Annotated in this window: 26 protein-coding genes and 4 tRNA genes; 14 read left to right on the forward strand and 16 right to left on the reverse strand. The window is 65.9% G+C overall.

All coding sequences use genetic code 11. The features are described 5' to 3' along the window. Positions 1 to 7: 7 nt before the first annotated feature. Both BDO18943_RS33010 and BDO18943_RS33015 read left to right on the forward strand, forming a co-directional pair. Positions 8 to 84 (forward strand) — tRNA-Arg (locus tag BDO18943_RS33010). A gap of 61 nt (positions 85 to 145) precedes the next feature. Next, positions 146 to 222, forward strand: a tRNA-Arg gene (locus BDO18943_RS33015). A gap of 194 nt (positions 223 to 416) precedes the next feature. On the opposite strand, the gene BDO18943_RS33020 is transcribed toward BDO18943_RS33015, so the two are convergent. From BDO18943_RS33020 to BDO18943_RS33035, 4 genes are all read right to left on the reverse strand, one after another. Beyond that, positions 417 to 2,783: a RelA/SpoT family protein gene (locus tag BDO18943_RS33020; RefSeq protein ID WP_043181772.1), complete on the reverse strand. Its 2,367-nt coding sequence runs from the start codon at positions 2,781 to 2,783 to the stop codon at positions 417 to 419. A gap of 63 nt (positions 2,784 to 2,846) precedes the next feature. Next, positions 2,847 to 3,050 carry a DNA-directed RNA polymerase subunit omega gene (gene rpoZ, locus BDO18943_RS33025; protein ID WP_006025620.1) on the reverse strand — a complete coding sequence of 68 codons (204 nt, stop codon included), beginning with the start codon at positions 3,048 to 3,050 and terminating at the stop codon, positions 2,847 to 2,849. Between the two features lie 58 nt (positions 3,051 to 3,108). Continuing rightward, positions 3,109 to 3,792, reverse strand: coding sequence for a guanylate kinase (gmk, locus tag BDO18943_RS33030; RefSeq protein ID WP_175025598.1), 684 nt, complete (start codon positions 3,790 to 3,792; stop codon positions 3,109 to 3,111). 87 nt (positions 3,793 to 3,879) lie between these two features. Beyond that, positions 3,880 to 4,803, reverse strand: coding sequence for a YicC/YloC family endoribonuclease (locus tag BDO18943_RS33035; RefSeq protein ID WP_043181767.1), 924 nt, complete (start codon positions 4,801 to 4,803; stop codon positions 3,880 to 3,882). Between the two features lie 173 nt (positions 4,804 to 4,976). On the opposite strand from BDO18943_RS33035, the gene rph reads away from it, so the two are divergent. The 4 genes from rph to BDO18943_RS33055 all read left to right on the forward strand — a co-directional run bounded on the left by rph (position 4,977) and on the right by BDO18943_RS33055 (position 7,717). Continuing rightward, complete coding sequence (gene rph, locus BDO18943_RS33040) at positions 4,977 to 5,708, forward strand: ribonuclease PH (RefSeq protein ID WP_043181765.1); 732 nt, start codon at positions 4,977 to 4,979, stop codon at positions 5,706 to 5,708. Between the two features lies 1 nt (position 5,709). Beyond that, the gene (rdgB, locus tag BDO18943_RS33045) at positions 5,710 to 6,336 is read left to right on the forward strand and encodes an RdgB/HAM1 family non-canonical purine NTP pyrophosphatase (RefSeq protein ID WP_175025599.1); all 627 of its coding nucleotides are present in this window, start codon (positions 5,710 to 5,712) and stop codon (positions 6,334 to 6,336) included. Between the two features lie 34 nt (positions 6,337 to 6,370). Then, entirely contained in the window at positions 6,371 to 7,585 is a 1,215-nt protein-coding gene (gene hemW, locus BDO18943_RS33050; RefSeq protein WP_043181762.1) for a radical SAM family heme chaperone HemW, read from the forward strand. A 44-nt stretch (positions 7,586 to 7,629) separates the two neighbouring features. Next, positions 7,630 to 7,717, forward strand: a tRNA-Ser gene (locus tag BDO18943_RS33055). Between the two features lie 140 nt (positions 7,718 to 7,857). On the opposite strand, the gene BDO18943_RS33060 is transcribed toward BDO18943_RS33055, so the two are convergent. Genes BDO18943_RS33060 through BDO18943_RS33070 form a run of 3 tightly spaced genes read right to left on the reverse strand, consistent with a single transcriptional unit; the run spans position 7,858 to position 9,415 of the window. Continuing rightward, positions 7,858 to 8,166, reverse strand: a complete 309-nt coding sequence (locus tag BDO18943_RS33060; protein WP_235996255.1) for a PAAR domain-containing protein — start codon at positions 8,164 to 8,166, stop codon at positions 7,858 to 7,860. Positions 8,167 to 8,177: 11 nt separating this feature from the next. Further along, positions 8,178 to 9,062 carry a hypothetical protein gene (locus tag BDO18943_RS33065; protein ID WP_175025600.1) on the reverse strand — a complete coding sequence of 295 codons (885 nt, stop codon included), beginning with the start codon at positions 9,060 to 9,062 and terminating at the stop codon, positions 8,178 to 8,180. Then, entirely contained in the window at positions 9,062 to 9,415 is a 354-nt protein-coding gene (locus tag BDO18943_RS33070) for a DUF2515 family protein (protein WP_175025601.1), read from the reverse strand. Before BDO18943_RS33070 ends, BDO18943_RS33065 begins: the two co-directional genes overlap by 1 nt. Before the next feature lie 250 nt (positions 9,416 to 9,665). Here BDO18943_RS33070 and BDO18943_RS33075 point away from each other — a divergent pair, with 250 nt between their 5' ends. The 5 genes from BDO18943_RS33075 (at position 9,666) to BDO18943_RS33095 (ending at position 13,301) form a co-directional block, all read left to right on the forward strand. After that, complete coding sequence (locus BDO18943_RS33075; RefSeq protein ID WP_043181759.1) at positions 9,666 to 10,061, forward strand: hypothetical protein; 396 nt, start codon at positions 9,666 to 9,668, stop codon at positions 10,059 to 10,061. 232 nt (positions 10,062 to 10,293) lie between these two features. After that, positions 10,294 to 10,587, forward strand: coding sequence for a hypothetical protein (locus BDO18943_RS33080; protein ID WP_175025602.1), 294 nt, complete (start codon positions 10,294 to 10,296; stop codon positions 10,585 to 10,587). 334 nt (positions 10,588 to 10,921) lie between these two features. Then, the gene (locus BDO18943_RS33085) at positions 10,922 to 11,413 is read left to right on the forward strand and encodes an energy transducer TonB family protein (RefSeq protein WP_175025603.1); all 492 of its coding nucleotides are present in this window, start codon (positions 10,922 to 10,924) and stop codon (positions 11,411 to 11,413) included. Positions 11,414 to 11,706: 293 nt separating this feature from the next. Next, complete coding sequence (locus BDO18943_RS33090) at positions 11,707 to 13,017, forward strand: MFS transporter (protein WP_089450099.1); 1,311 nt, start codon at positions 11,707 to 11,709, stop codon at positions 13,015 to 13,017. Positions 13,018 to 13,121: 104 nt separating this feature from the next. Continuing rightward, complete coding sequence (locus tag BDO18943_RS33095) at positions 13,122 to 13,301, forward strand: hypothetical protein (protein ID WP_043181750.1); 180 nt, start codon at positions 13,122 to 13,124, stop codon at positions 13,299 to 13,301. Between the two features lie 15 nt (positions 13,302 to 13,316). Here BDO18943_RS33095 and waaC read toward each other — a convergent pair whose 3' ends face one another. Beyond that, the gene (waaC, locus tag BDO18943_RS33100) at positions 13,317 to 14,312 is read right to left on the reverse strand and encodes a lipopolysaccharide heptosyltransferase I (protein WP_175025624.1); all 996 of its coding nucleotides are present in this window, start codon (positions 14,310 to 14,312) and stop codon (positions 13,317 to 13,319) included. 178 nt (positions 14,313 to 14,490) lie between these two features. On the opposite strand from waaC, the gene BDO18943_RS33105 reads away from it, so the two are divergent. Further along, positions 14,491 to 16,050, forward strand: a complete 1,560-nt coding sequence (locus BDO18943_RS33105; RefSeq protein WP_175025604.1) for a chloride channel protein — start codon at positions 14,491 to 14,493, stop codon at positions 16,048 to 16,050. A 116-nt stretch (positions 16,051 to 16,166) separates the two neighbouring features. Here the strand turns inward: BDO18943_RS33105 and BDO18943_RS33110 are convergent, their stop codons facing one another. The 5 genes from BDO18943_RS33110 to BDO18943_RS33130 all read right to left on the reverse strand — a co-directional run bounded on the left by BDO18943_RS33110 (position 16,167) and on the right by BDO18943_RS33130 (position 19,454). After that, positions 16,167 to 16,568 (reverse strand): YXWGXW repeat-containing protein, encoded by a 402-nt coding sequence (locus BDO18943_RS33110; RefSeq protein ID WP_089450097.1) that lies wholly within the window; start codon positions 16,566 to 16,568, stop codon positions 16,167 to 16,169. 160 nt (positions 16,569 to 16,728) lie between these two features. Beyond that, the gene (gene minE, locus BDO18943_RS33115) at positions 16,729 to 16,983 is read right to left on the reverse strand and encodes a cell division topological specificity factor MinE (protein WP_006486661.1); all 255 of its coding nucleotides are present in this window, start codon (positions 16,981 to 16,983) and stop codon (positions 16,729 to 16,731) included. 12 nt (positions 16,984 to 16,995) lie between these two features. Next, entirely contained in the window at positions 16,996 to 17,811 is an 816-nt protein-coding gene (gene minD / locus BDO18943_RS33120; RefSeq protein WP_043181745.1) for a septum site-determining protein MinD, read from the reverse strand. A 59-nt stretch (positions 17,812 to 17,870) separates the two neighbouring features. After that, positions 17,871 to 18,644: a septum site-determining protein MinC gene (gene minC, locus BDO18943_RS33125; RefSeq protein ID WP_175025605.1), complete on the reverse strand. Its 774-nt coding sequence runs from the start codon at positions 18,642 to 18,644 to the stop codon at positions 17,871 to 17,873. 168 nt (positions 18,645 to 18,812) lie between these two features. Beyond that, positions 18,813 to 19,454 (reverse strand): GNAT family N-acetyltransferase, encoded by a 642-nt coding sequence (locus BDO18943_RS33130; RefSeq protein ID WP_235996256.1) that lies wholly within the window; start codon positions 19,452 to 19,454, stop codon positions 18,813 to 18,815. A gap of 541 nt (positions 19,455 to 19,995) precedes the next feature. Here BDO18943_RS33130 and BDO18943_RS33135 point away from each other — a divergent pair. Then, a complete protein-coding gene (locus BDO18943_RS33135; RefSeq protein WP_175025607.1) occupies positions 19,996 to 21,156 on the forward strand; it encodes an alkane 1-monooxygenase in 1,161 nt (386 codons plus the stop codon). A 103-nt stretch (positions 21,157 to 21,259) separates the two neighbouring features. Here BDO18943_RS33135 and BDO18943_RS33140 read toward each other — a convergent pair whose 3' ends face one another. The 3 genes from BDO18943_RS33140 to serS form a co-directional block, all read right to left on the reverse strand. Next, positions 21,260 to 22,795, reverse strand: coding sequence for a methyl-accepting chemotaxis protein (locus tag BDO18943_RS33140; protein WP_175025608.1), 1,536 nt, complete (start codon positions 22,793 to 22,795; stop codon positions 21,260 to 21,262). Between the two features lie 481 nt (positions 22,796 to 23,276). Continuing rightward, positions 23,277 to 23,367, reverse strand: a tRNA-Ser gene (locus BDO18943_RS33145). A 128-nt stretch (positions 23,368 to 23,495) separates the two neighbouring features. Continuing rightward, positions 23,496 to 24,797 carry a serine--tRNA ligase gene (serS, locus tag BDO18943_RS33150; protein WP_175025609.1) on the reverse strand — a complete coding sequence of 434 codons (1,302 nt, stop codon included), beginning with the start codon at positions 24,795 to 24,797 and terminating at the stop codon, positions 23,496 to 23,498. A 263-nt stretch (positions 24,798 to 25,060) separates the two neighbouring features. On the opposite strand from serS, the gene BDO18943_RS33155 reads away from it, so the two are divergent. Then, complete coding sequence (locus BDO18943_RS33155; protein ID WP_011351259.1) at positions 25,061 to 25,327, forward strand: DUF2164 domain-containing protein; 267 nt, start codon at positions 25,061 to 25,063, stop codon at positions 25,325 to 25,327. Positions 25,328 to 25,330 lie beyond the last annotated feature (3 nt).

The raw sequence follows: 25,330 nt of genomic DNA on the forward strand, positions 1-25,330 counted from the left end.
TTTGCGTGCGGCTGTAGCTCAGTTGGATAGAGTACTTGGCTACGAACCAAGGGGTCGTGGGTTCGAATCCTGCCAGCCGCGCCACCTTTTTGGGGGCCTTCCCACCGTAGAAGGCTCCGACAGTTGAAGTAGTACCGCTTTGCGTGCGGCTGTAGCTCAGTTGGATAGAGTACTTGGCTACGAACCAAGGGGTCGTGGGTTCGAATCCTGCCAGCCGCGCCACCTTAAAAGGGCTTTCCTCCGGGAAAGCCCTTTTTCTTTTCTGCCTCCCCTTCTCCCTCCATGAGCGGCACGACACCGCCCATCCGATCGGCTTCTGAAAGATGCCATCAGTCAGGCTCGCGCCATCACACCGCAGGCACCAATGAAAACGGCGGCCCATGGCCGCCGTCGCATCGCTCGTCACGCAGGACGCGTCAGTAATCCTGCCGTTCGCGCTCGATGCGCATACCGCCGTCGTGACGCGCATGCGCGCCGTCGTCGGTCGAACGCTCGCGCATGATCCGCATCACGTCCGGATTGGTGCGCACGCGCCGCATCACGTTCGCGAGGTGCACGCGGTCGCTGACCTGAATCACGAAGCGCAGCACCGTCGATTCGTGCGTCAGATCCTCGTCCATCGCGATATGCACGATGTTCGCATCGGCCGACGTGATGTCTGCCGCCACGCGCGCAAAGATGCCCTTCGTGTTCTTCACGAGCGCCTTCACCGCGACGTCGAACAGGCGGCCCGGCTGCGGCGCCCATTCGACATCGATCCAGCGGCCCGGATCGCGGCGATGAATCCGCTGCGCCACGCGGCAATCGGTCGTATGAATCGCCATCCCCAGGCCGATGCCGATGTAGCCCATGATCGCGTCGCCCGGAATCGGCCGGCAGCATGCGGACAACTGCACCGACATCCCTTCGGTGCCGGTAATCACGACCGGCGGCGCATGGTGCGCGGGATGGCGCTCGGACTTCGGCAGATCGTCGTCCGCATCGCGGCCGCTCATCAGCACCTCGATGCGCTTGGCCATCACCGCGGCCACGCGACGGCCGAGGCCGATGTCCGCGAAGATTTCCTGACGGCTCTTGTTGCCCGTCCACTGTACGAGCTTCTCCCACACTTCCGGCGTGACGTCGGCGAGCGCGAGACCGTAGCCCTTCAAACTCTGGTCGACGAGACGCTCGCCGAGTTGCACCGACTCGTTCAGGCGCATAGTCTTCAGATAGTGACGGATCGCCGAACGCGCCTTGCCCGTGCGCACGAACCCGAGCCACGCGGGGTTCGGTTTCGAGTACGGCGCGGTGATCACCTCGACGATGTCGCCGCTCTTCAGCTCGGTGCGCAGCGGCAGCAGCTCGTTGTTGATCTTCACGGCCACGCACTGGTTGCCGAGATCGCTGTGGATCGAATACGCGAAATCGAGTGCCGTCGCGCCGCGCGGCAGCGCCATGATCTTCGACTTCGGCGTGAACACGTAGACCGCATCCGGGAACAGGTCGATCTTCACGTGCTCGAGGAATTCGCTCGAATCGCCGGCTTCGCTCTGGATGTCGAGCAGCGACTTCAGCCACTGGTGCGCGCGCTTCTGCACGTCGCTGAGATCCGCGCTGCCGTTCTTGTACAGCCAGTGCGCGGCCACGCCCGCCTCGGCGATCTCGTGCATCTTGCGCGTGCGCACCTGGAACTCGATCGGCGCGCCGAACGGGCCGACCAGCGTGGTGTGCAGCGACTGGTAGCCGTTGATCTTCGGGATCGCGATGTAGTCCTTGAACTTGCCAGGGACGGGCTTGTACAGCGCGTGCAGCGCGCCGATGCACGTGTAGCAGTCGAGCGGGCTGTCGACGACGACGCGAAAACCGTACACGTCGAGCACCTGCGAGAACGACAGCTGCTTGTCGCGCATCTTGCGGTAGACGCTGTAGATGGTCTTTTCGCGGCCGGTGATCTCGGCGTCGATCTTCGCGTCGGCCATCGCGCGCTGCGCGGCCTCGAGGATCTTGCTGATCACTTCGCGGCGGTTGCCGCGCGCGGCCTTCACGGCCTTCTCGAGCGTCGCGTAGCGATGCGGGTTGAAGTTCGCGAAGCTCATGTCCTGCAGCTCGCGATACGTATTGTTCAACCCGAGGCGGTGCGCGATCGGCGCGTAGATGTCGAGCGTTTCCCGCGCGACGCGGCGGCGCTTTTCCATCGGTACCGCGCCGAGCGTGCGCATGTTGTGCAGGCGGTCGGCGAGCTTGACGAGGATGACGCGCACGTCGCGTGCCATCGCGAGCAGCATCTTGCGGAAGTTTTCCGCCTGCGCTTCTTCGCGGCTGCGGAACTCCATCTTGTCGAGCTTCGACAGGCCGTCGACCAGTTCGGCGACCTTCGGGCCGAACCGTTCGGCCAGCTCGCTCTTGGTCACGCCCTGATCTTCCATCACGTCGTGCAGGAGCGCCGCCATGACAGCCTGCGCGTCGAGCTTCCAGCCGGCGCAGATTTCCGCGACGGCGACAGGATGGGTGATATAGGGTTCGCCGCTCTGGCGATATTGACCGAGGTGGGCTTCGTCGCTGAAGTGGAACGCCGCCTTGACCTCTTTGATTTCTTCCGGAGGAAGATACTCGGCAAGCGCGGCCGTCAGTTTCGCGATCGAAACGACGCCGTGCTTGCGAGGCTGCTCCGGTGTGGCGGTCGGCCCGAACAGATGCCGGAAGGACTGTTCGAGAACCGCGTCGATGTACTGGCGCGCAGGCGACTGGGCCGTGGCTTCGGTGGTCGAATCCGCGGAGGCGGACGATGGGGTGGTGCTCATATTCGCCTCCAGGTCGAGTCGTTGCGCGCGTGGATTACATGGCTGGAACGGGCCGGATGCGCGTTACACCGGCACCTTCTTCAGCATCTCGACGCCGACCTGGCCGGCAGCGATTTCGCGCAGCGCGACGACGGTCGGCTTGTCGCGGCTTTCGATCTTCGGCGTATGGCCTTGCGCGAGCTGCCGCGCGCGATAGGTGGCGGCGAGCGCCAGTTCGAAGCGGTTCGGGATTTGCTTCAGGCAGTCTTCGACGGTAATGCGAGCCATGTTGGTAATTCCTTCTGAATATAGTCCTTATTCTACCTTATGTCCCTCGTCCCCCGCGTCATTCCGCGTGGGGCAGATGGATGCCGAGCTCGATGAACAGCTCCGTGTGTCGCGCGTACTGCGAAGCAAAGCGCAGGCGCGTGGCCGCAACGATGCATTCGAGCTCGGCAAGCGCACGCTCGAAATTCTCGTTGATCACCACGTATTCCGCTTCAGACGCGTGCGCGATCTCGCTGCCAGCGGCAAGCAGGCGGCGCGTGATCACGTTCGGTTCGTCCTGGCCGCGCTTCTTCAGACGCTCTTCGAGCGCGTCGAGCGACGGCGGCAGGATGAAGATGCCGACCGCGTTGCGGAACTGCTTCTTCACCTGCAGCGCGCCCTGCCAGTCGATCTCGAGCAGCACGTCGTGGCCGTTCTTCATCTGCTCTTCGATCCAGACGCGCGACGTGCCGTAGTAGTTGCCGTGCACTTCCGCGCTCTCGAGGAATTCGTGCGTCGCGTGACGCGCGCGGAAATCCTCGACCGTCGTGAAGTGATAGTGCCGGCCGTCCTGCTCGCCCGGGCGCGGCTTGCGCGTCGTGTACGAGATCGACAGGCAGATGTCGTTGTCCTTCGACAGCAGCGCATTCACGAGCGTCGACTTGCCGGCACCCGACGGCGCGACGACCATGAACAGGTTGCCGGGATAGACGCCGCCGTGCAGCGAATGCGACGCGTGGGCGTCGTGGGTGGATTGGGTCATGTCAGCCTCCGCCAGGCCGCCCCAAGGAGGCTGACCGCCCCCTCGGGGGGCAGTGAACGTAGTGAGCGTGGGGGTTGTTTCATCTTTTTACTCCAGGTTTTGCACTTGCTCACGCATCTGCTCGATCAACAGCTTGAGCGCCATCGATGCGTCGGCCAGTTCCTTTGCCGCCGCTTTCGAGCCGAGCGTGTTTGCTTCTCGATTCAGTTCCTGCATCATGAAGTCGAGACGCTTGCCGACACGGCCGCCCTTCTCGATCACATGGCGCGTTTCGTTCAGGTGCGCGGTGAGCCGCGACAGCTCTTCCGCGATGTCGATCCGGATCCCGTACATCGTCACTTCCTGACGAATGCGCTCCGCGGCTTCCTCGCGCGTGACGATCGTCGAGCTGCCTTCGGGCGCCGCGATGCCGAGCGCCTCCTGCAGCCGTTCGACGATCTTCTGCTGGTGCTTCGCGATCAGCTCCGGCACGAGCGGCGTGATGCGCGCGACGATCGCTTCCATCTCGGTGACGTTCGACAGCAGCATCGTCGCCAGTTGCGCGCCTTCGCGCGAACGCACGACGACGAGCTCGCCGATCGCTTCCTTGCCGCACGCGAGCACCGCCTCGCGGATCGCGTCCGCCGACACGCCGCTCTCGGCGATCACGCCGGGCCAGCGCAGGATCTCGCCCGCGCGCAGGCGGCCGACGCCCGGGAACGTGTCGAGCACCGAGCGCTCGAGCTCGGCGAGCTGGCCGAGCGCCGACTGGTTCAGCGCGCCCGCGCCGATGCTCTGCTCGCCGCGCTGCAGGTTGATGCGGATGTCGACCTTGCCGCGCGACAGCTTGTTCATCAGCATTTCGCGCAGCGCGGGTTCGCACGCGCGCACGTCGTCCGGCATCCGGAAATTGAGGTCGAGGAAGCGCGAGTTCACGGTGCGCAGTTCGACCGACACGCTGGTGCCGCCGTTGCCGGTGGCCGTCGCGAGTTCGCGCGTTGCGCTCGCGTAGCCCGTCATGCTGTAGATCATGGTTCGTCTCGCCGTCTGGGTGCCCTCGCGGGCGGGGATATGTCGAGGCGCCCGGCGCATCGGAAAGCGCGGGGCGGGAAGCGCGCATTATCCCATTTTTGCGGACCACCCCGCCGGGCAAGCCCGCCGTTCAGCGCTAAAATCGGGGTTTCCTCCCGTTCCGCGAATCCCACATGACGTCCTCCGTTTCCCGCCCGAGCGGCCGCCGCGCCGACGAACTGCGCAAGGTCGCCCTCACTCGCCACTACACGAAACATGCCGAAGGCTCGGTACTGGTCGAATTCGGCGACACCAAGGTGCTCTGCACCGCCAGCGTGTCCGAACGCGTGCCCGACTTCCTGCGCGACCGCGGGCAAGGCTGGCTGACCGCCGAGTACGGGATGCTGCCCCGCGCGACGCACACACGCAGCGACCGCGAAGCCGCGCGCGGCAAGCAGACCGGCCGCACGCAGGAAATTCAGCGCCTGATCGGCCGCGCGCTGCGCGCGGTGTTCGACCTCGAGGCGCTCGGCCCGCGCACGATCCACATCGACTGCGACGTGATCCAGGCCGACGGCGGCACGCGCACGGCCAGCATCACCGGCGCGTTCGTCGCCGCACACGACGCCGTGTCGAAGCTGCTCGCGGCCGGCAAGCTCACGCGCTCGCCGATCACCGACCACGTCGCCGCGATCTCGGTCGGCGTGTACGAAGGCGCGCCGGTGCTCGACCTCGATTACGCGGAAGATTCGCAGTGCGACACCGACATGAACGTCGTGATGACGGGCGCCGGCGGCTTCGTCGAAGTCCAGGGCACGGCCGAAGGCGCGCCGTTCTCGCGCGCCGAGATGAACGCGCTGCTCGACCTCGCGCAAGGCGGGATCGCCGAGCTCGTGCAGCTCCAGAAAGACGTGCTGGGCGCCTGACATGCCGGACGATCACACCATCGCGCCGCTGTCGCGCATCGTTCTCGCGTCGAACAACGCCGGCAAGCTGCGCGAATTCACCGCGCTGTTCTCGACGGTCGGTATCGAGATCGTCCCGCAGGGCGACCTTGCGGTGCCCGAGGCGGAAGAGCCGTTCGGCACCTTCATCGAGAATGCGCTGACGAAAGCGCGCCACGCATCGCGGCTCACCGGGCTACCGGCGATCGCCGACGATTCGGGCCTGTGCGTGCGCGTGCTGCGCGGTGCGCCGGGCGTCTATTCGGCGCGCTACGCGCAGCGCGCGGGCCGCGACAAGGGTGACGCAGCGAACAACGCATATCTCGTCGAGCAGTTGCGTGGCGTCGACGACCGGCGCGCATACTACTGCTGCGTGCTCGCGCTCGTGCGCCATGCGGACGACCCCGAGCCGCTGTTCGCCGAAGGGCGCTGGGTGGGCGAGATCGTCGACACGCCGCGCGGCGAGCACGGATTCGGCTACGACCCGTATTTCTACCTGCCGTCGCTCGGCGCGACGGCTGCCGAACTCGAGCCGGCCGTAAAGAACACGCACAGCCATCGCGCGCTGGCGCTGAAGGCGCTGCTGGCGCGGCTCGCGGAGGAAGCATGAGCACGCCCGATACCCGTTCGCCCACGGAGGCAGCATGAGCCAGGCCGCGGAAACCGGCGCGCGCGTCGTCGCGACCTTCACGTCGCCCGGCCAGGTGCGGCTCACGTCGTTGCCGCCGCTCGCGCTGTACGTGCATTTCCCGTGGTGCGTGCGCAAGTGCCCGTACTGCGATTTCAACTCGCACGAGTGGAAGGGCGAACGGTTTCCGGAAACCGAGTATCTCGATGCGCTGCGCGCCGATCTCGAGCAGGCGCTGCCGCTCGTGTGGGGCCGGCAGGTGCATACGGTGTTCATCGGCGGCGGCACGCCGAGCCTGCTGTCGGCAGCCGGCCTCGACCGGATGCTGTCCGACGTGCGCGCGCTGCTGCCGCTCGACGCCGATGCCGAGATCACGCTCGAGGCGAATCCCGGCACGTTCGAGGCCGCGAAGTTCGCGCAGTTCCGCGCGAGCGGCGTGAATCGCCTGTCGGTCGGCATCCAGAGCTTCAACGAAACGCACCTGAAGGCGCTCGGCCGGATTCACGACACCACGCAGGCACGCGCCGCTGTCGAGATCGCCGCGAAGAACTTCGACAACTTCAACCTCGACCTGATGTTCGCGCTGCCGAACCAGACGCTCGACGAATGCCGTACCGACATCGAGACTGCGCTGTCGTACGCGCCGCCGCATCTGTCGCTGTATCACCTGACGCTCGAGCCGAATACGCTGTTCGCGAAGTTCCCGCCGGTCGTGCCGGACGACGACGCATCGGCCGACATGCAGGAATGGATCCACGCGCGCACGGCCGAGGCCGGTTACGGGCGCTACGAAGTGTCCGCGTATGCGAAGCCGAATCACCAGTGCAAGCACAACCTGAACTACTGGCGCTTCGGCGACTATCTCGGGATCGGTGCGGGCGCACACACGAAGCTGTCGTTCCCGAACCGGATCCTGCGGCAGGCACGCTACAAGCATCCGGCCACGTTCATCGAGCAGGCGATGGCCGGCACGGCCGTGCAGGAAGAGCGCGAAGTCGGTGCGCGCGACTTGCCGTTCGAGTTCATGCTGAACACGCTGCGGCTCGTCGAGGGCTTCCCCGTGCACAGCTTCGCCGAACGCACGGGCCTGCCGATGAGCACGATCGAGCCGGCACTGCAGGAAGCGGAACGGCGCGGGCTGATCGCGCGCGATTTCGCGCAGATCGCGCCGACGCCGCTCGGCCAGCGTTTCCTCAACGACCTGCAGGAATTGTTCCTGCGCGACGATTGAAGGAATGAACCTGGCGGCATTTCGGTTACAATGCCGCCTCGTGTGGAAGCGTGGCCGAGCGGTTTAAGGCACCGGTCTTGAAAACCGGCGACGGGAAACTGTCCGTGAGTTCGAATCTCACCGCTTCCGCCAGAGCTTCAAAGAAAACGGGCCGCTCGGCCCGTTTTTCATTTCCGACAGCGATCAGGCGCTCGCGGACATCCGCCTGCGCTGCTCACCGCGCATCGTCGACACGCTTCGTGTGCGTGGTCACGCGCAATCGACGGTGCCGCTCACGACTCGGCACTGCCGGGCTGGGCCAGCAGCACCACGCCGCACGTCGTCGTGTGCCCTTCCAGCGCAACCGGCGCACCGAAATCCAGACTGTTCGCACAACCCTCCGCGATCTCGAAGACATGAGGTGCGCAAATCGGACAGGTCACCTTGTCGCCTTTGCGCGCGATCGGACTCGCCTCGCGCCCCCATGTCGAAGAAGGGCTGCCGGAAATCACCCGCCCGCCATGACTGGTCGTGTCGCCCACCACGATCTGCGCCTTCCCGCCTACTGTTGCTCGCATCACCTGCATCACCTCGTCACGCATGGGCGGACACGTCACTTCAACGCCTGGATGGGCGGATCCTGATAGGCCGTGTCGATCGTATAGCCCTGCCCCTTCAGGGCAGCCTCGGTAGCGATGCGCTTCGCGTGGTACTTCTGCAGTTCCGCGGGCAACAGCGTCTTCCAGTTGCGAATTTTTTCGGCGTTCCCGGGGAAATACCCCAGCCCGTAGAACGCATACTCGTTCCTGATGCGAGCCGTCAGAAGATAGGTCGTCTTCCCGACAAAGCCGCCCATGTTCTTCTCCGACAGCGAAATCTCCAGATAGGCGCCATCTGCATAAAACACCCATCTCGGCATTTCCTTCACGGCGGCCTTCCACTCCTCGATCGTCGGTGTGTAACCGGAATCGAGGGAATAAATCGAATACGTCTTCATGTAGTCCCACGCCTGCTTGCCGGTCAGGCGCGGATTGCTGACGTCGATGTACCGGACCCAGCCGTTCGCGCGCAGATCCTGAAACAGTTTCGTCATGCGCGCCAATGCGGCCTCGTGCGTGTCGGCCTGCTCGGGGCTGACGCCAAAATTGATATTCCACGTGTAGATGCCGCCCGGCACATCCTTGTCCGCTGAACCCACCGCGGACAGCACGTTGTCCAGCACGAAGCCATGCGTCCCCTGCATGAACTTCACCGCGCCGAGATTGCCGCGCATCCAGTCATGCTGATAAAAGCTCGTACCTGACGGATGATTGTCGACGGACGCGCCCGGACCGTTGAGATCGGAGTCCTTGGGATCGCCGAGCCGGATCACGGTAAGTGATGAATTCATGCCGTTGCGGTTGTCGAGGGTTGGGCGGGCATTCCCATCGTGCGACGCGAGTACGACGCCAAGCAGGAGCGCCCCGAGGATCAGTACAAAGCAATGAGTCTTTTTCATCAGGTATCGGGTCTGTCGCCCCAGCTTTTGATCGTTCCGAGATAATCGAGCATGACTTGCTTCCTGGGCCCCTGCATCAACCCGTCGTACTTCGTTGCTGCCGTCTGGATCCAGCCCATGCGCTTCTGATAGTCCTCCAGAACCAGGCGGTCCGGCGCATCCGACCTGAATTCGACGCTGTCCGTCTTGTCATCGGACGTGAGCACGAGTTGAAGGCTGGGAACCAGCGCGCGAATGACCGGTGCCAGCGCAATCCCGGAACCGTCCGACAGGCCGTGCTGCATCGACTGGACCGAGTTGTTGATCGCCGTATCGTCCGAAGACGCCAGTTGCCGCACTGCACGCGAAGCCATCGCTCGAACTTCTTGTTTTCGTAGATCGGCCCCCTTGAAGCGCCCGCACGATATCCTGCGCACTCGTTCCATTCCCTTTATTGCTTCTTTTGCCGTCGTTTTTTCACCAGAGGGTGGCTGGCGCTCTCAGGCCGCGATTCTATAGTCAACTCGTCGACCACTCTCGTGGCCGTGCCCTCACTTCCGGACGCGCCTCGCCGGATGCCGTTACAATCCGGCGCTCCGATTCGCGAAACGGGAAACCCACGTCATGAAGCCCTTCATCGTCTCGTCGCTCGCCGCGCTGCTGGTTGCCGTCAGCACGCAGGCGACGGCCGACACCGCCTCCGGCAGCGACGCGCAAGCGTCGTGCGCGATCGCCTACGTGACCGGCGTCGGCGGCTCGCCGCGCGGCCTGAGCGAATACCTCGCGAGCCCGTCGCCGTACAACTACCTGAAGGACAACGACCTCCAGTGCAAGGTGGGCGACGACGGACGCACGTCGAACTGCACCGGCGTGACGTACCTCCGGAACGAACAGGTCAGCGTGTACGACGATTCCGATCCGGCGACGCTGACCGTCGTGGCACGCGTGGAACTCGACCACGGCCAGAAATATCCGGTGATCATCGTCGTGCAGCGCAAGGACGCCCGCTGCAAACAATGATGCAGCGCCGCACGCGACGCCATCCATCGAAACGGCACGTGCGGTCGCGCCGGGCCTCGTGCGCCCACTGAGCCGCGGGCACGGGCAGCCGCCCGTCGTCACGTGGCACCGCGCCGGCAGCCTCCCGGCCGGCCGCTCGATCACCTAGAATTCGATCAACACGGCGACACGACCGCCGCCGCGTACTCGATACCGCGCGCGCCACCCCTGCGTGCGGTACACGGAGATCGCCATGACCGAACTGTCGATACCGACGGAACCCGTCGATTACGAAGGCTTCGAGATCTATGTCGTGCCGGCCGCCGTGCCCGGCAGCGACACGCGCTACACCTACACCGGCTACGTATGCCATCCGGGCGCGAATCCTGCGTTGCCCGGCCACGCGGTGCCGTTCCACGCGGACGGCGAGGAAAGCTTCGCGAGCCTCGACGAAGCCGTCCACGAAGCCGTGCACATCGGCAAGAGCATCATCGACGGCACGCACCCCGACCTGTCGATCCTGTCACTCGTCACGCACGGCTTCTGAAGCGGACGGCACGCGTCGCTGAAGATTGCGCGGGCGTCGGCAGCGGTGTTGCCTGCGGCGATCGCTGCGCCCTGCCGGATCATCGCGCAATGTGTGCGTGCCACTCGCGCGCCGTGCCTTTCTTTCAACCTTGCAACACGCACGCCGGGATGCACACGTGCGGCAGCCGCGCGGGCGCGCTGTCACATGTCACGTCACATCGCGATGCACGGGCGCCCGCTCGCTCGTCATCAGCGATCGCATCATCCGGCATCGCCCGTTATGCGTTTCTCCCGATATCGGCTCGCGTCCGTGCGCCTATCATTTTTTTATAGTCACTTCTGGCTAGCCCCCCATGCGCCTCCTTCCCCGTCCACGCGTCGACCGGCTGCGTGCAGTTGCGCTGGCCGTCGTCGCGATGCTCGCGGCGTGCACGATCACGCCGCCTCCGTCGCTGCACTCCATCCTGACGATTCCGTCGATCACCCGCAGTGGCAGCCTCGACCAGTATCGTGTCGAAGTCGCGCAGCGTGTCGCCGAACGCAACCCGTCCGGCATGCTGCACGGCACGCCGCAGGCGATGCTCCGCTCGCTCGTCGTCGTGGCCTTCACCGTCGATGGCAGCGGCCGGCTCGTCAACGCGTCCGTCTATCGCAGCAACGGCGACAGCGAGGCGGAAGCGCTCGCGCTCGCGTCGCTGCGCCGCTCGGCACCGCTGCCGCCGCCACCGTCGCGGCTGCTCGACGGCAACGGCCGGCTCGAATTGATGGAAGGCTGGCTCTTCAACGACGACGGCCACTTCCAGTTGCAAAGCACCGCGTCGGCGCAGGCGCAATCGATCGACTGATCGGCTGCCGCCCCGCGATTGCCGGTGCGCGGCGGCGCTGGCTATAATTTTCCGCAATCGCGCGGCCATCACGCCGTGCGCGCGTTCGCGCGCCCCACCCGGCATGCGAGCCGACCACGCCGGCACCGGGCGGCGGCGACATACCCGTCTCCATCGTCGACCGGCGGGTGACGTCCGCGCCACGGCGCGCGTCCACGCCGCCACCGCATCATCCGCTCGGCTGCCGCCGGCAGGCGTCCGCCTGCCCGACCGCATGCTCAGCCGACCGCCCCAACGACAAAACGGAGACATCCATGTCCGCATCCCCCCCGACCGTTGCACACGCAACCGGTTCGGCCGGCGCCGTCAGCCACCGGCGCATCGTGTTCGCGAGCTTCATCGGCACCGCGATCGAGTTCTACGATTTCTACGTGTACGCAACGGCCGCCGCGCTCGTCATCGGCCCCGTCTTCTTCCCGCACGGCTCCGCAACCGCACAGGCGCTGTCCGCGTTCGTGACGTTCGGCATCGCGTTCATCGCACGCCCGATCGGCTCGTTCCTGTTCGGGCACTTCGGCGACCGCATCGGCCGCAAGTCGACGCTCGTCGCGTCGCTGCTCGTGATGGGTGTGTCGACCACAGCCATCGGCTTCGTGCCGGGCTACGACTCAATCGGCGCGCTCGCGCCGGTGCTGCTGTGCGTGCTGCGCTTCGGCCAGGGGATCGGCCTCGGCGGCGAATGGGGCGGCGCCGCGCTGCTCGCGACCGAGCACGCGCCGCAGGGCAAGCGCGGCTGGTTCGGGATGTTCCCGCAGCTCGGGCCGTCGGTCGGCTTCCTGATGTCGAACGGCCTGTTCTTCGCGCTCGCGCTATCGCTGTCGGACGAGCAGTTCCGCAGCTGGGGCTGGCGCATCCCGTTCCTGGTCAGCGCGGTGCTCGTCGCGCTCGGTCTGTACGTGCGGCTCAAGATCACCGAAACGCCCGCGTTCCAGGCTGCGCTCGATCGCAACGAGCGCGTGCGCGTGCCGGTCGCGACACTGATCACGCAACACTGGCAGCCGACGCTGCTCGGCGCGCTCGCGATGGTCGTCTGCTACACGCTGTTCTACATCTCGACGGTGTTCTCGCTGTCGTACGGCGTGTCGGCGCTGCATATTCCGCGCCAGAGTTTCCTCGGCCTGCTGTGCTTCGCGGTCGTGTTCATGGGGCTCGCGACACCGCTGTCCGCGTGGGCATCCGACCGCTTCGGCCGCAAGCCGGTGCTCGTCGTGGGCGCGATCGCCGCGCTGCTGTCGGGTTTCGCGATGGAGCCGCTGCTCGGCAGCGGCTCGATGCCGCTCGTCGCGCTGTTCCTGACGATCGAGCTGTTCCTGATGGGCGTGACGTTCGCGCCGATGGGTGCGCTGTTGCCGGAACTGTTCCCGACCAACGTCCGCTATACGGGCGCGGGCGTCGCGTACAACCTCGGCGGGATTCTCGGCGCGTCGATCGCGCCGTACATCGCGCAACTGCTGGCGGCGCGCGGCGGGCTGTCGTGGGTCGGCGGTTATGTGTCGGTTGCGGCGGCAATCAGCCTGATCGGCGTGCTGCTGATGCGCGAAACGCGCGACGCATCGCTCGTCTGAGACTCCGGGGCGACCCGGGTTGTGCGGTGACCGGCGCTGCCTATACTCGATCCTGGGTGCGCCGCTGCGCGCCCCCGGGATCCCGCCCCGAAGGAGCCCCCGCCATGAACATTCGCCTCGGTAATGCCGATCTCGTCCTGATCCTCGCGCTCGCGCTGGGTGGCGCGCTGCTGCTCGCGCTGCGCTTCCGGCCGAAGACGTGGCGCGGCCTCGTGTTCGAGGCACTGCTCGCGAATCTGGCGGCCATCGCCGCCGTGCTCACCATCGAAGCGATCCTGGCGTAAGCCCGCCGGCAACCGTCAGGCGGCGGCGTGCACCGGCAACACGTCGCAGACCGGCGCCACGGCATCGATGGCAGCGAGTGCATCGGCCAGGCTCGGCGGCGCGCCGGCGGCGCCGATCGACAGCGAATGCGGCGCGCCGCCGATACCGAAGTGGGCACGCGACGTGGCCACGAACATCATCACCGTCGGGCGCTGCAGCGCGTGCGCCAGGTGCACCAGCCCCGTGTCGACCCCGACGACCAGCGCAGCCCGGCTGATCGTCGCGGCGAGTTCGCCCAGCGACATGGCCGGCAGCACGACCGCACCAGGCGCGCGCGCGGCGATGTCCTGCGCATCGCCATGCTCGGCGGGCGAGCCCCACGGCAGCAGCACGCGCAAGCCACGCGCCATCATTCGGGTCGCGAGTTCGGCCCAATGATCGGCCGGCCATTTCTTGTCGGCATTCGACGTGGCGTGGAACATCAGCACGAACGGCGCGCCTTCCGTAACGATCGGCGGCAACGATACGTCTGGCGCAACGATCCCGTACGACGCAATGCCTTCGGGCGTGTAGCCAAGCGCCTCGCCGGCGCTGACACGCATGCCGTGCCACGCGTCGCAGGCCGGCTTCGGGCCGAAGCGATGCGAATACGCAAAGCGTGCACCTGTTTCGCCGAGATCCGGCGTACGGTAACCGACTCGACGCCGGGCACGTGCCAGCGCCGCAATGATCGCGCTCTTGTAGACGCCGTGCAGGTCGATCACCGCATCGTAGCGATGCCGGCGCAACGCGCCGATCGACGCCGAGATCGCCTTCAGGTCGCCGGTATTTCTCATCTTCTTGAAACGGCGCAGCGGCGCGCACAGCACGGCGCTGACGCCCGGATGCCAGCGCACGATCTCGGCACACGACTCGTCCACCGCCCAGTCGACCTCGACGCCCGGAAAGGCACGGTGGAGATCCGCAACGACGGGTAGCGTCTGGATGACATCGCCGAGCGACGTCACTTTCACGATCAGAATGCGTTTCACGTTTGCGGGGGAGTACATGGAGCGGTGCATTTCGGCATGCTAATAAGATCGGGGACGCTTTAGAATTACGGCTGAATTACATTTGTAACAAAGCGTTTGGATATGTCGAGAATTGTAGAGCTTATTGTCGCCCGGGTTCTTTTTTTATAATCGTGTCTTTGCCTTCCGGCCCGCGCCAATGCCACGCCCTGCCCTTCCCGCCCTGTTTCCCGCCCTCACCCGACGCTCGGTGAGAATCTGGCGCCAGTACGGCGTTTTCTGGCTCGGCGCGATCGTCGTCGGTCTCGCGGCCGTGCTTTACGCGCGCCTGATCGACTGGGGCTACGAGACCTTCCGCACGATGCGCGATCACGCCGCGTGGCTGCCGCTGCTGCTGACGCCAGCCATCGCCGCGTTGTCGGTATGGATCACGCGCCGCTTCTTCCGCGGCGCCGAGGGCAGCGGCATCCCGCAGGTGATCGCGACGCTGCACGCGCGCCCGAGCGCGTTCGGCTCCCGGCTGCTGACGCTGCGCATCCTGTTCGGCAAGGTGCTGGTCTCGTTCCTCGGCATCCTGGGCGGCTTCACGATCGGCCGCGAAGGGCCGACCGTGCAGGTCGGCGCGGCGCTGATGTTCAACCTGCGGCGCTTCTATCCGCGTTCGAACGCGCAGATCGAACGCCAGCTGGTACTGGCCGGCGCGGCGGCCGGGCTGTCGGCCGCGTTCAATACGCCGCTCGCCGGGATCGTGTTCGCGATCGAGGAGCTGACGCGCAGCTTCTCCGCGCGCGCCAGCGGCGTGCTGATCACCGCGATCATCCTCGCCGGCGTCGTCGCACTCGGCCTGAACGGCAACTACACGTATTTCGGCACGATCGATGCCGGCCCCCATTTCCCGAAACTGCTGGCGCTCGCCGTGCTGGTCACCGCGATCGTGACGGGAATCGCAGGCGGCCTGTTCTGCTGGCTGCTGCTCAACACGGGACGCTGGCTGCCCGCGCAGCTGCTGGGCCTGTATCGCGAGCGGCCGATCACGTTCGCCGCGCTGTGCGGCTTCGCGATCGCTGTCGTCGGCCTTGTATCGGGCGGCACGACCTTCGGCAGCGGCTATGCCGAAGCGCGCGGCCTGCTCGACGGCAGCCAGCATCTGTCGGTGTTCTACCCGTTCCTGAAGATGATATCGATGGTCGCGTCGTACCTGCCGGGCATCCCGGGCGGGATCTTCGCGCCGTCGCTGTCGATCGGCGCCGGGTTCGGCAACCTGCTGCACGTCGTGTTCAGCAACATGAGCCTGCCGATGCTGATCGCGCTCGCGATGGTCGGCTACATGGCGGCCGTCACGCAGTCGCCGATCACGTCGTTCGTGATCGTGATGGAGATGATCAACGGTCATGCACTCGTGATTTCGCTGATGGCCACTGCGTTGGTGTCGAGCCGCGTATCGCGCTTTTTCGCGCCGCCGCTCTACGAAACGCTCGCCCAGCGCTATCTCGCGCCGCCCGTCGCGGCCGCGGAACCGGCTGCGGCAGCCGCTGCCACCGCCGCGAGCGCGACGGTGGCAACCGGCGTCACCGAGCCGCAGGACGCGACCGCCGCGCCCGCCGATCCGCTCGACACGCTGCGCGACGAAGGCGGCGACGAGCCGTCCGCCGCCGCGCCGGCCGAACATGCAGCACATGCGCCGGCGCCGCACGAAGACGAGGCGGCTGCGGCCGGGACGAACGGCCCGGCGCAGCCCGGCCCGCGAGACGCTCAGTAGATCACGACGGGTGCCGGCCGGTAGTACACGGGCCGTGCCGGCACGACGATGCATCCGGCCAGCGTGATCGCGACGAGCGCGATGGCGATTGCGGTTCGTTTCATCGCTCGCCTCCATCATGCCCAGTGACCACGGGTCCAGAACCAGTTCGGACCGCGCTGGTCCCAATGGCCCGGCACCCATTGCATGCCGACGCGCTCGGCTTCCCAGTGGCCGCCGATCCACACGTAGCGGCCATGATCCCAGTGCCAGTGCCCGCGATCCCATACGTAGCCCACGCGCGTGGCCGGCACGACCTCGTAGCGCACCGGCGGCGGCGCATTCGGCGCGACCACGACGATTTCCTCGGTGCGCACGGCGACCGGCTCGGCGACGACCACGCGGCCCTGCGGCGCGATCACGGGCGTGCCGACGAGAATCTCGTCCGCACGTGCGGCAAGCGGCGCGACGACGGCTGACAGGCTCGCGGCAAGCAGTGCGAGCGAAACGATACGACGTTGAACGATAGAGACAGCCATCACAACCTCCTGGTTGAACAAGTTACGCGAGCGTATTCGTTCAATGCGGGAGGCGCGGTTACGGCCGACAGACGCCTTGTTACGGCGTGCCCGAAAGTGCAACAGGGCGTAAGACGCGCACGGCGGCGAGTGCCGCCGTGCGGAGGGATACCGGCAAGCGTCAGGCTTGCGGGATCTCGATCTTCACTTCGAGGACTTCGAGATCGTCCTGGCGCTCGAGGCTCACGCGGATGTCATCGTTCGAAATATGGACGTACTTCGAGATGACCGCGACCAGCTCCTTCTGCAGCGCCGGCAGGTAATCGGCCGGCGGCCGGCCGCCGACGCGCTCGTGCGCGATGATGAGCTGCAGGCGCTCCTTCGCGACCGATGCGGACTTCTTCTTCTCGCCGAGGAGAAACGAAAGGATGGACATGGTCGGCCTCCGTTACTTGCTGCCGAAGAGGCGCTGCAGCAGGCCCGGCTTCTGGTAGTCGGTGAAACGCAGCGGCTTGTCTTCGCCGAGGAAGCGCGCGACGACGTCCTTGTACGCTTCCGCCACGTCGGTGCCATCGATATGCACGGCCGGCAGGCCCTGGTTCGATGCATGCAGCACGGCTTCCGACTCGGGCACCACGCCGATCAGCTTGATGCGCAGGATCTCGCTGATGTCCTCGAGCGACAGCATCTCGCCTTCGCTGACGCGCTTCGGGCTGTAACGCGTGATCAGCAGGTGTTCCTTGATCGGATCCTTGCCTTCGGTCGCGCGCTTCGTCTTCGACGACAGGATGCCGAGAATGCGGTCCGAGTCGCGCACCGACGACACTTCCGGGTTCGTGACGATCAACGCTTCGTCCGCGAAGTACATCGCGTGCAGCGCGCCTGCCTCGATACCGGCCGGCGAATCGCAGACGATGTAGTCGAAGTCCATCGCGACAAGGTCGTTCAGCACCTTCTCGACGCCGTCACGCGTCAGCGCATCCTTGTCGCGGGTTTGCGACGCCGGCAGGATGAACAGGTTCTCGCACTTCTTGTCCTTGATCAGCGCCTGGTTCAGGTTCGCTTCGCCCTGGATCACGTTCACGAGGTCGTACACGACACGGCGCTCGCAGCCCATGATGAGATCGAGGTTGCGCAGGCCGACGTCGAAGTCGATCACGGCCGTCTTGTGGCCGCGCAGCGCGAGACCGGACGCAAAGCTCGCGCTCGTCGTCGTCTTGCCCACGCCGCCCTTGCCCGAGGTCACCACGATGATTTTTGCCATTTACCCAATACCCTGTGTTCGTCAATGAGAGCCGATCGATCCGGAGCGCACCGCGTGGATTACGTCAGGCGCAGCGGTTCGATCATCAGTTTTTCCTCTTCGAGCCGGATCTGCACCGATTTGCCCAGTACTTCGGCGGGCAGCGGGTTCTCGGTTGTTCGATAGATACCCGCGATCGAAATCAGTTCCGGCTCCAGACACGTGCAGAAAATGCGCGCGTCGTGATTGCCGTGCACGCCCGCGAGTGCGCGGCCACGCAACGGCGCGTAGATGTGGATGTTGCCTTCCGCGATGATCTCCGCACCGTGACTGACCGGCGCGAGCACCACGAGGTCTCCTTTCGCGTAAATCTGCTGCCCCGAACGCAACGGCCGGTCGATCACGAGCGTCTGGCCGCCCGCCTGCAACAACGTCGGCGCGGGCTCCTGCGCCAGTTCGGCTGCCCGAGCGGCGGCGGCTTCGACGACGGGCACCGGCGCCGGTTCCGCTTCGTCGGCGTGCTTTGCGGCCGGCGCGCGGCGATCGCGCGCCTCGAGCAACGGCAGGCCGGCTTCCCCCGCCCAGCCCTGCGTTGCCAGCGCGACGACACCCACCGGGCGCATCCGCACGTCGTTCAGCATCTGGCGGATGTCCGCCAGCGCCACGCGTTCGCCGTCAGCCAGGCGGCGGACGTCGATCGCGACGACATCGTCGGCGAAAAACTCGGGAGTCGCTTCGAAGCGCTTGACCAGTTCGGTACGCAACGCGTCGAGATCGGTCGTCTTCACGGTGAACAGCAACGTATCGACCGATCCGCTGCGCAGCTCGAAGAATGGCGATTTTTTAAGCGACATGGACACTCTGCAAAAATTTTTTGCGTATTTTACAGGCGTCCACGCGCGCGGCCATTATTTTTGGGGAGCCGGGTGGTGGTGGCCCGGGCGGGCGCACAACCGGCAGGCGGGCAGGCAGCGGGCGACCGGACCTTCATCGCGCCGTGCGGCCCGCGTTCTGACGTCGCGTCAGTGCTTCACCTGCGACACGTACAGCGATTTCATCGCGCCCGGCATCCGCGCAATCGGCGCGTGTTCGCCGGTGTTGCCGAAACCGGCGCGCTCGTAGAAGCGAATCGCATTGCGGTTCGCATCGGCAATCCATGCGTAGACATCCTGGGCGCCGCGCTCGGCGAGCCAGGCGGTGGCCGTCTCCAGCAGCAGCACGCCGCCGCGCAGATGACGCACGGCGTGCGCGACCCACAGCTCGCTGACGAACGCGCGCCGATCGGGCGTATTGTCGAAATACGCGCCGATCATGCCGGCCGGATGGCCTTCGGTATACAGCAGGAAAGTCGTCGATTCGTCGGACACGGCACGCTGCGCGGCAATCGCCGACGCTGCGTCCGCTTCGACGTTCAGCAATTCGGCCTCCGGCGCTTCGCCGGGCGCGTAGGGCTCGCGCAGCGATGCGGCGCGGAGTTCGCGATACACGCCGCCCTGGTCGGCAACGATACGACGAACGGTCAAGGTCGAACTCATGCAGGCACAGCCCCCTTCGGACAGCAAGCTATTAGCTTCAACCGAAAGCGGGGCATGAGTCAAATCGTTATTTTCAAATGGCAGCGCGAATTGAAAGGCGGCGGGGGCCGCCAGCTGTCTTGCGACCAGCCAATGTGCAGGTGCAGCATCGCCACGTCGATGCGTGCGTCAGGACGACAACCCTGACCGCTTCGTTCGACGCATGCCGCCAGTCGCCTTATGGCATGAGGCAGTCGCCTGCCGGAGCCTGCGTACTTCATCGCGGGCGCCGTAATGATCCGTAATACTTGTAACCCAGAAAGCAGGCGTCGCGGGTACTCGCCGCGTTCCGCATATTGCATCGCAACATTTGTTGTGAACCTGCAGCGTCGACACCCGAACGCGTCACGGTACCCGATCCGTCTGACAAATCTGCCGCCCGCGCGGGTCGATCCGGCGTTCCCCGCATGTTTCAATCAGCGTGCGCGGCCCCTTCCCTGCCTGCGCCGTATGCCCCCCCTCCGTTTGGAGCCACGCGCCTAGCGCTGGAGTTTGGCAAGCGTGCGCATGGGTCGTATAACAGGCAGAACCGGGTGACGATCCGGTAGAACCGCGCGTGCGTCGCGGACCAACGAGAATTCGAACAACCGGACAGGCGGCCGCCCCCGGGCCGGCCGGCAGGAGGGAGACAATGGCAATGACCGACGGATCGGCTTCGGGCTGGTCGGATGGCAAGCGTTACCTGTGGCTGCTCGGCGCGCTGACGATCACGCTGCCGATTCTCGCCGCCCAGCTCGCGCTGTCGACGGGCCTGCACGTGTTCTGGTGGTTCGGCCCGCTGTTCGCGTTCGGCGTGATTCCGATCCTCGACACGCTGATCGGCGACGATCGCGACAACCCGCCCGAGGCGGTCGTGCCGCACCTCGAACGGGAGCGCTACTACCGGCTGATCGTCTATCTCGCGACCTTCGTCGAATACGTCGCGTTCTTCGTGTGCGTCTGGATCGTCGGCACCCACGCGCTCGCATGGTACGACTACGTCGGCTTCGCGCTGTCGCTCGGCGCCGCGACGGGCATCTCGATCAATACCGCGCACGAGCTCGGGCACAAGACCAACCGCTTCGAGCGCTGGCTCGCGAAGATCACGCTCGCGCCGGTCGCCTACGGCCACTTCTACGTCGAGCACAACCGCGGCCACCACGTGCGTGTCGCGACGGCCGAGGACCCGGCGAGCGCGCGCTACGGCGAATCGTTCTGGGCGTTCCTGCCGCGCACCGTGACCGGCAGCATCCGCTCGGCGTGGCAGCTCGAGAAGGCCCGCCTCGAACGGCTCGGGCATTCGCCGTGGACCTGGCGCAACGAGGTGCTGCACGCATGGGCGATGACCGTCGTCGTGTGGGGCATCGCGATCGCGATGGCCGGCAAGGTCGTGATTCCGTTTCTCGTGATCCAGGCCGTCTACGGGGCGTCGCTGCTCGAAGTCGTGAACTACGTCGAGCACTACGGGCTCGGCCGCCGCAAGCTGCCGAGCGGCCGCTACGAACGCTGCACGCCGCAGCATTCGTGGAACAGCAATCACGTCGTCACCAACCTGTTCCTGTACCAGTTGCAGCGGCACGCCGACCATCACGCGAATCCGACACGCTCGTACCAGGCGCTGCGCCACTTCGACGATTCGCCGCAACTGCCGGCCGGCTACGCGACGATGATCCTGTTCGCGTACGTGCCGCCGCTCTGGTATCGCGTGATGAATCCGCGTGTCGTTGCGCACTACGGCGGCGACATGGCGCAATCGAACATCAAGCCGTCGATCCGCGCCCGGGTGCTCGCGCAATATCCGGCCGCGGCGTGATCGCGGGGGACGGGCCGGTGTTAGCCGGCGCCGGCGCGCGGCCCAAGGCCAACGCCACGCCGCCCCCCCGGTTCCGTTTCAGTCCGGCGCGACGGCGCCGCCGTCAGGCCATTTCCGGCAGCCTGAACACGGCCACCGCGTGCCGCAACGCGCTCGCCTGCTCGGCCAGCGCCTGCGTCGCGGCCGACGCCTGCTCGACGAGCGCCGCGTTGCGCTGTGTCGCTTCGTCCATCTGCGTCACCGCGATGTTCACCTGCTGGATGCCGCCGCTCTGCTCCTGCGACGCGGACGAAATCTCGCCGACGATCGTCGTGACACGCTGCACCGCGCCGACGATCTCGTGAATCGATTCGCCCGCACGGCCGATCAGCAACGCGCCCTCGTCGACCCGCCGCGTCGACTGCTCGATGAGCCCCTTGATCTCCTTCGCGGCGGCTGCGCTGCGCTGCGCAAGCGTCCGCACTTCCGCCGCGACTACCGCGAAGCCGCGCCCCTGTTCGCCCGCACGCGCGGCCTCGACCGCTGCGTTCAGCGCGAGGATGTTGGTCTGGAACGCGATGCCGTCGATCACCGCGATGATTTCGCCGACCTTCGCCGAGCTGTCGGCGATACCGTTCATCGTGCCGACGGCATCCGTCATCACGCCGCCGCCTGCCGCCGCGATGTTCGACGCGTCACGTGCCAGTTGCGCCGCGTGCTGCGCGTGCTCGGCCGACTGGCGGACGATGCCCGTGAGTTCGGTCATGCTGGCGGCCGTCTCCTCGAGCGACGCGGCCTGCGCCTCGGTACGCGCCGACAGGTCATGATTGCCCGACGCGATCTGGGCGCTCGCCGTCGCGACAGCTTCGGCGTGCGTACGCACCTCGAGCACGACGCCCGACAGGCTCGCCTGCATCGTCTGCAACGCGCGCAGCAGGTCCGCGATCTCGTCGCGGCCGGCCGCGTCGACGTCGCGCGTCAGGTCGCCTTCGGCGACGGCCTGCGCGCACGCCACCGCGCGGTCGAGCGGACGCAGGATCGCGCGGCTGAACAGGAACACGCCCACCATCGCGACACCGAGCACGACCAGCATCAGCACGAGGCTCGCAGTGGTGGCGTGCTGCGCGTCGCGGCTCGCCTGCGCCGATACGGCGGCACTCTCGTCGGCGATCGACTTCGCGGCCCGCTCCAGCAGCGCCGCGGGTTCGCGGTCGACGCCCGCCACAGCGGCATCGCCGGCCGACGGCTCGAATCCGGCAGCCTTGAACGCGTCGAACCCGCGCCGGTAGCCCTCGCCCATCGCCGTGTGCGCGCGCATGAACTGCTCGACGAGCGAGCGGCTCTCACCGGGCGGCAACTGGTGAACGAGCTGCGCGGCGAGCGTATCGACCGTCCGCTCGCGCGTCTGGAACGCCTGCCAGTACCGGTCGAGCTTGTCGGGCTGCTTGCCGCGCAGCAGCGTGTCCTTCCATTCCTGCACCTGCAGCTTGAATTGCACGAGCGTGGCCGACACGAGCCGTTCGTCGCCGACGTTCGTCTGCACGTCTTCGGCAAACGTATCGATCGACCGATTGAGAATGTGGATACCGTACAGCGCGCCACCGAACATCAGCAGCAGCGCGATAGCGAATGCGAGGGGAATCTTGTAGCTCAGCTTCATGGAACCTTGAATCGACGGGGAACGATGTGGTCCGGCACGGGCGCCGGCCGCCGCCTCGTGTTAACGGCGCCGGAAGCGCGGGCTTAAAGCTGAAGAAAGTGGTGAAGACTGGATACGCACGACAAGACCGGCCAGTCCGATCAGGTCGGATGCGTCGCGCGGCCCGGCGGTCGCGGCCCTGCGCGGGCTCGCCACTCAGCGGCGCACGACGACGAACAACGCGGATGCGAGTACGAACAGCCCCATGCCCATCAGGACTTTCGACACACGGTTCGTCATGGGGACGCTGTGTGCGCCGTTCAGCGCGACTGTATCAATGACGCGGCAGGATCATGTACGCGGTGGGCGCCGCGGCATCAGCACGATCCGGATTGCCGACGGTCAAGCTGTTGACACTGCAACGGCTTGCGATACGACACACGCGCCGCGCGCCCAAAACGAAAAACCCCTTGATCCTTCCGGATCAAGGGGCTTCGTATTTTGGCGGAGAGGGTGGGATTCGAACCCACGGTACGGGGAAACCGTACGCCTGATTTCGAGTCAGGTACATTCGACCACTCTGCCACCTCTCCTTCCTTACTGCATTTCGCGGTTGGTCGTTTCCGCGAAAGAAAAGATTATAGAACGATCTCTTCGAAACCCACAAGCCCTTTTTGCAAAAAATCTTACGAGAGCACCAAGGGCTTGCAGGCGCGCGATCTTACGACGCCTTCACGGGCGCGTCGATGCGCTCGATGCCACCCGTGTACGGACGCAGCACTTCCGGCACCGTGACCGAGCCGTCCGCGTTCTGGTAGTTCTCCAGCACCGCGACGAGCGTACGGCCGACGGCGAGACCCGAACCGTTCAGCGTATGCACGAGCTCGGGCTTGCCCTGCGCGTTGCGGAAACGCGCCTGCATCCGTCGCGCCTGGAACGCTTCGGTGTTCGAGCAGCTCGAGATCTCGCGGTAGGTGTTCTGCGCAGGCAGCCACACCTCGAGATCGAACGTCTTCGCGGCCGAGAAGCCCATGTCGCCCGTGCACAACGTGATCACGCGGTACGGCAGGCCGAGCTTCTGCAGGATCGCTTCCGCATGACCGACCATCTCGTCGAGCGCCGCGTACGACGCTTCCGGCGCGACGACCTGCACCATCTCGACCTTGTCGAACTGGTGCTGGCGGATCATCCCGCGCGTGTCGCGGCCGTACGAACCGGCTTCCGAGCGGAAGCACGGGGAATGCGCGGTCAGCTTGATCGGCAGTGCGGATGCATCGACGATCGACTCGCGCACGGTGTTCGTCAACGAGATTTCCGACGTGGAGATCAGGTATTGCGTGACCTTGTTCTCCTCGCCGCCCTTCTCGACGCGAAACATGTCGTCCGCGAACTTCGGCAGCTGGCCCGTGCCGTACAGGATCTCGGGGTTCACGATGTACGGCGTATACGTTTCGGTATAGCCGTGCTGCAGCGTGTGCGTGTCGATCATGAACTGCGCAAGCGCGCGGTGCAGGCGCGCGATCGAGCCGCGCAGCATCGTGAAACGCGCGCCGGCGAGCTTCGCGCCGGTCTCGAAATCGAGGCCGAGCGGCGTGCCGACGTCGACGTGATCCTTCACCTCGAAATCGAACTGGCGCGGCGTGCCCCAGCGGCGCACTTCGACGTTGTCGGCTTCGTCCTTGCCGACCGGCACGCTTTCATGCGCGATATTCGGCATGCCCAGCATCAGGTCGGACAGGCGCGTCTGGATTTCGCCGAGCTTGGCTTCTCCCGCCTTCATTTCGTCACCGATCCCGCCGACCTCGGCCATCACGGCCGACGTGTCCTCGCCCTTCCCCTTCATCGCGCCGATCTGCTTCGACAGGCTGTTACGGCGCGCCTGGAGCTCTTCTGTGCGGGTCTGGATCGCGCGGCGCTCCGCTTCGAGGGCGGAGAACGCGGCGATGTCGAGGGTGTAGCCGCGATCGGCGAGGCGCTGGGCGACGCCGTCGAGGTCTTTGCGCAGCAACTGGATGTCGAGCATGGGAGGACTTGGAGAATCGTTGTGTAAGACGGGAATTCTAACGCACCGCGGGGCCGCCACGGCACTGGCCGGACGGACAATGCTGCAAACGGGCGATGACCGGGGTGCGACGGCCATGGCAGTATCGCATTGCCGGTCCGCCCGTCGGCACCCGCCGAATCGCGCGGCATCGACGCGCGGCGGATCGCGAAACATCCGTGTGCGCCTGCCGCAGTGCATCGAGCAAGGCACCCGCCACCCGTCACAGCTACTCAAGGAACCCGATGGCCATCGAACTGGACAAGGACGTACGCGACCGCGCGATCGCGTCGCTGCAACGCTATTTCACGGAAAACATGGACGAGCCGATCGGCAATATCCAGGCCGGCGCACTGCTGCACTTCTTCGTCGAGGAAATCGCACCCGCGATCTACAACCTCGCGATCGCCGATGCGCAGCAGAGCCTGCACGCCCGCGTCACCGAGCTCGACATCGAGTGCCATCAGGAGCCGTTCGGCTACTGGAAGAAGCAGCCGGCCCGCAAGCGCTGACAC

The sequence above is a fragment of the Burkholderia aenigmatica genome (genome assembly GCF_902499175.1).
Classification (GTDB): Bacteria; Pseudomonadota; Gammaproteobacteria; order Burkholderiales; family Burkholderiaceae; genus Burkholderia; species Burkholderia aenigmatica.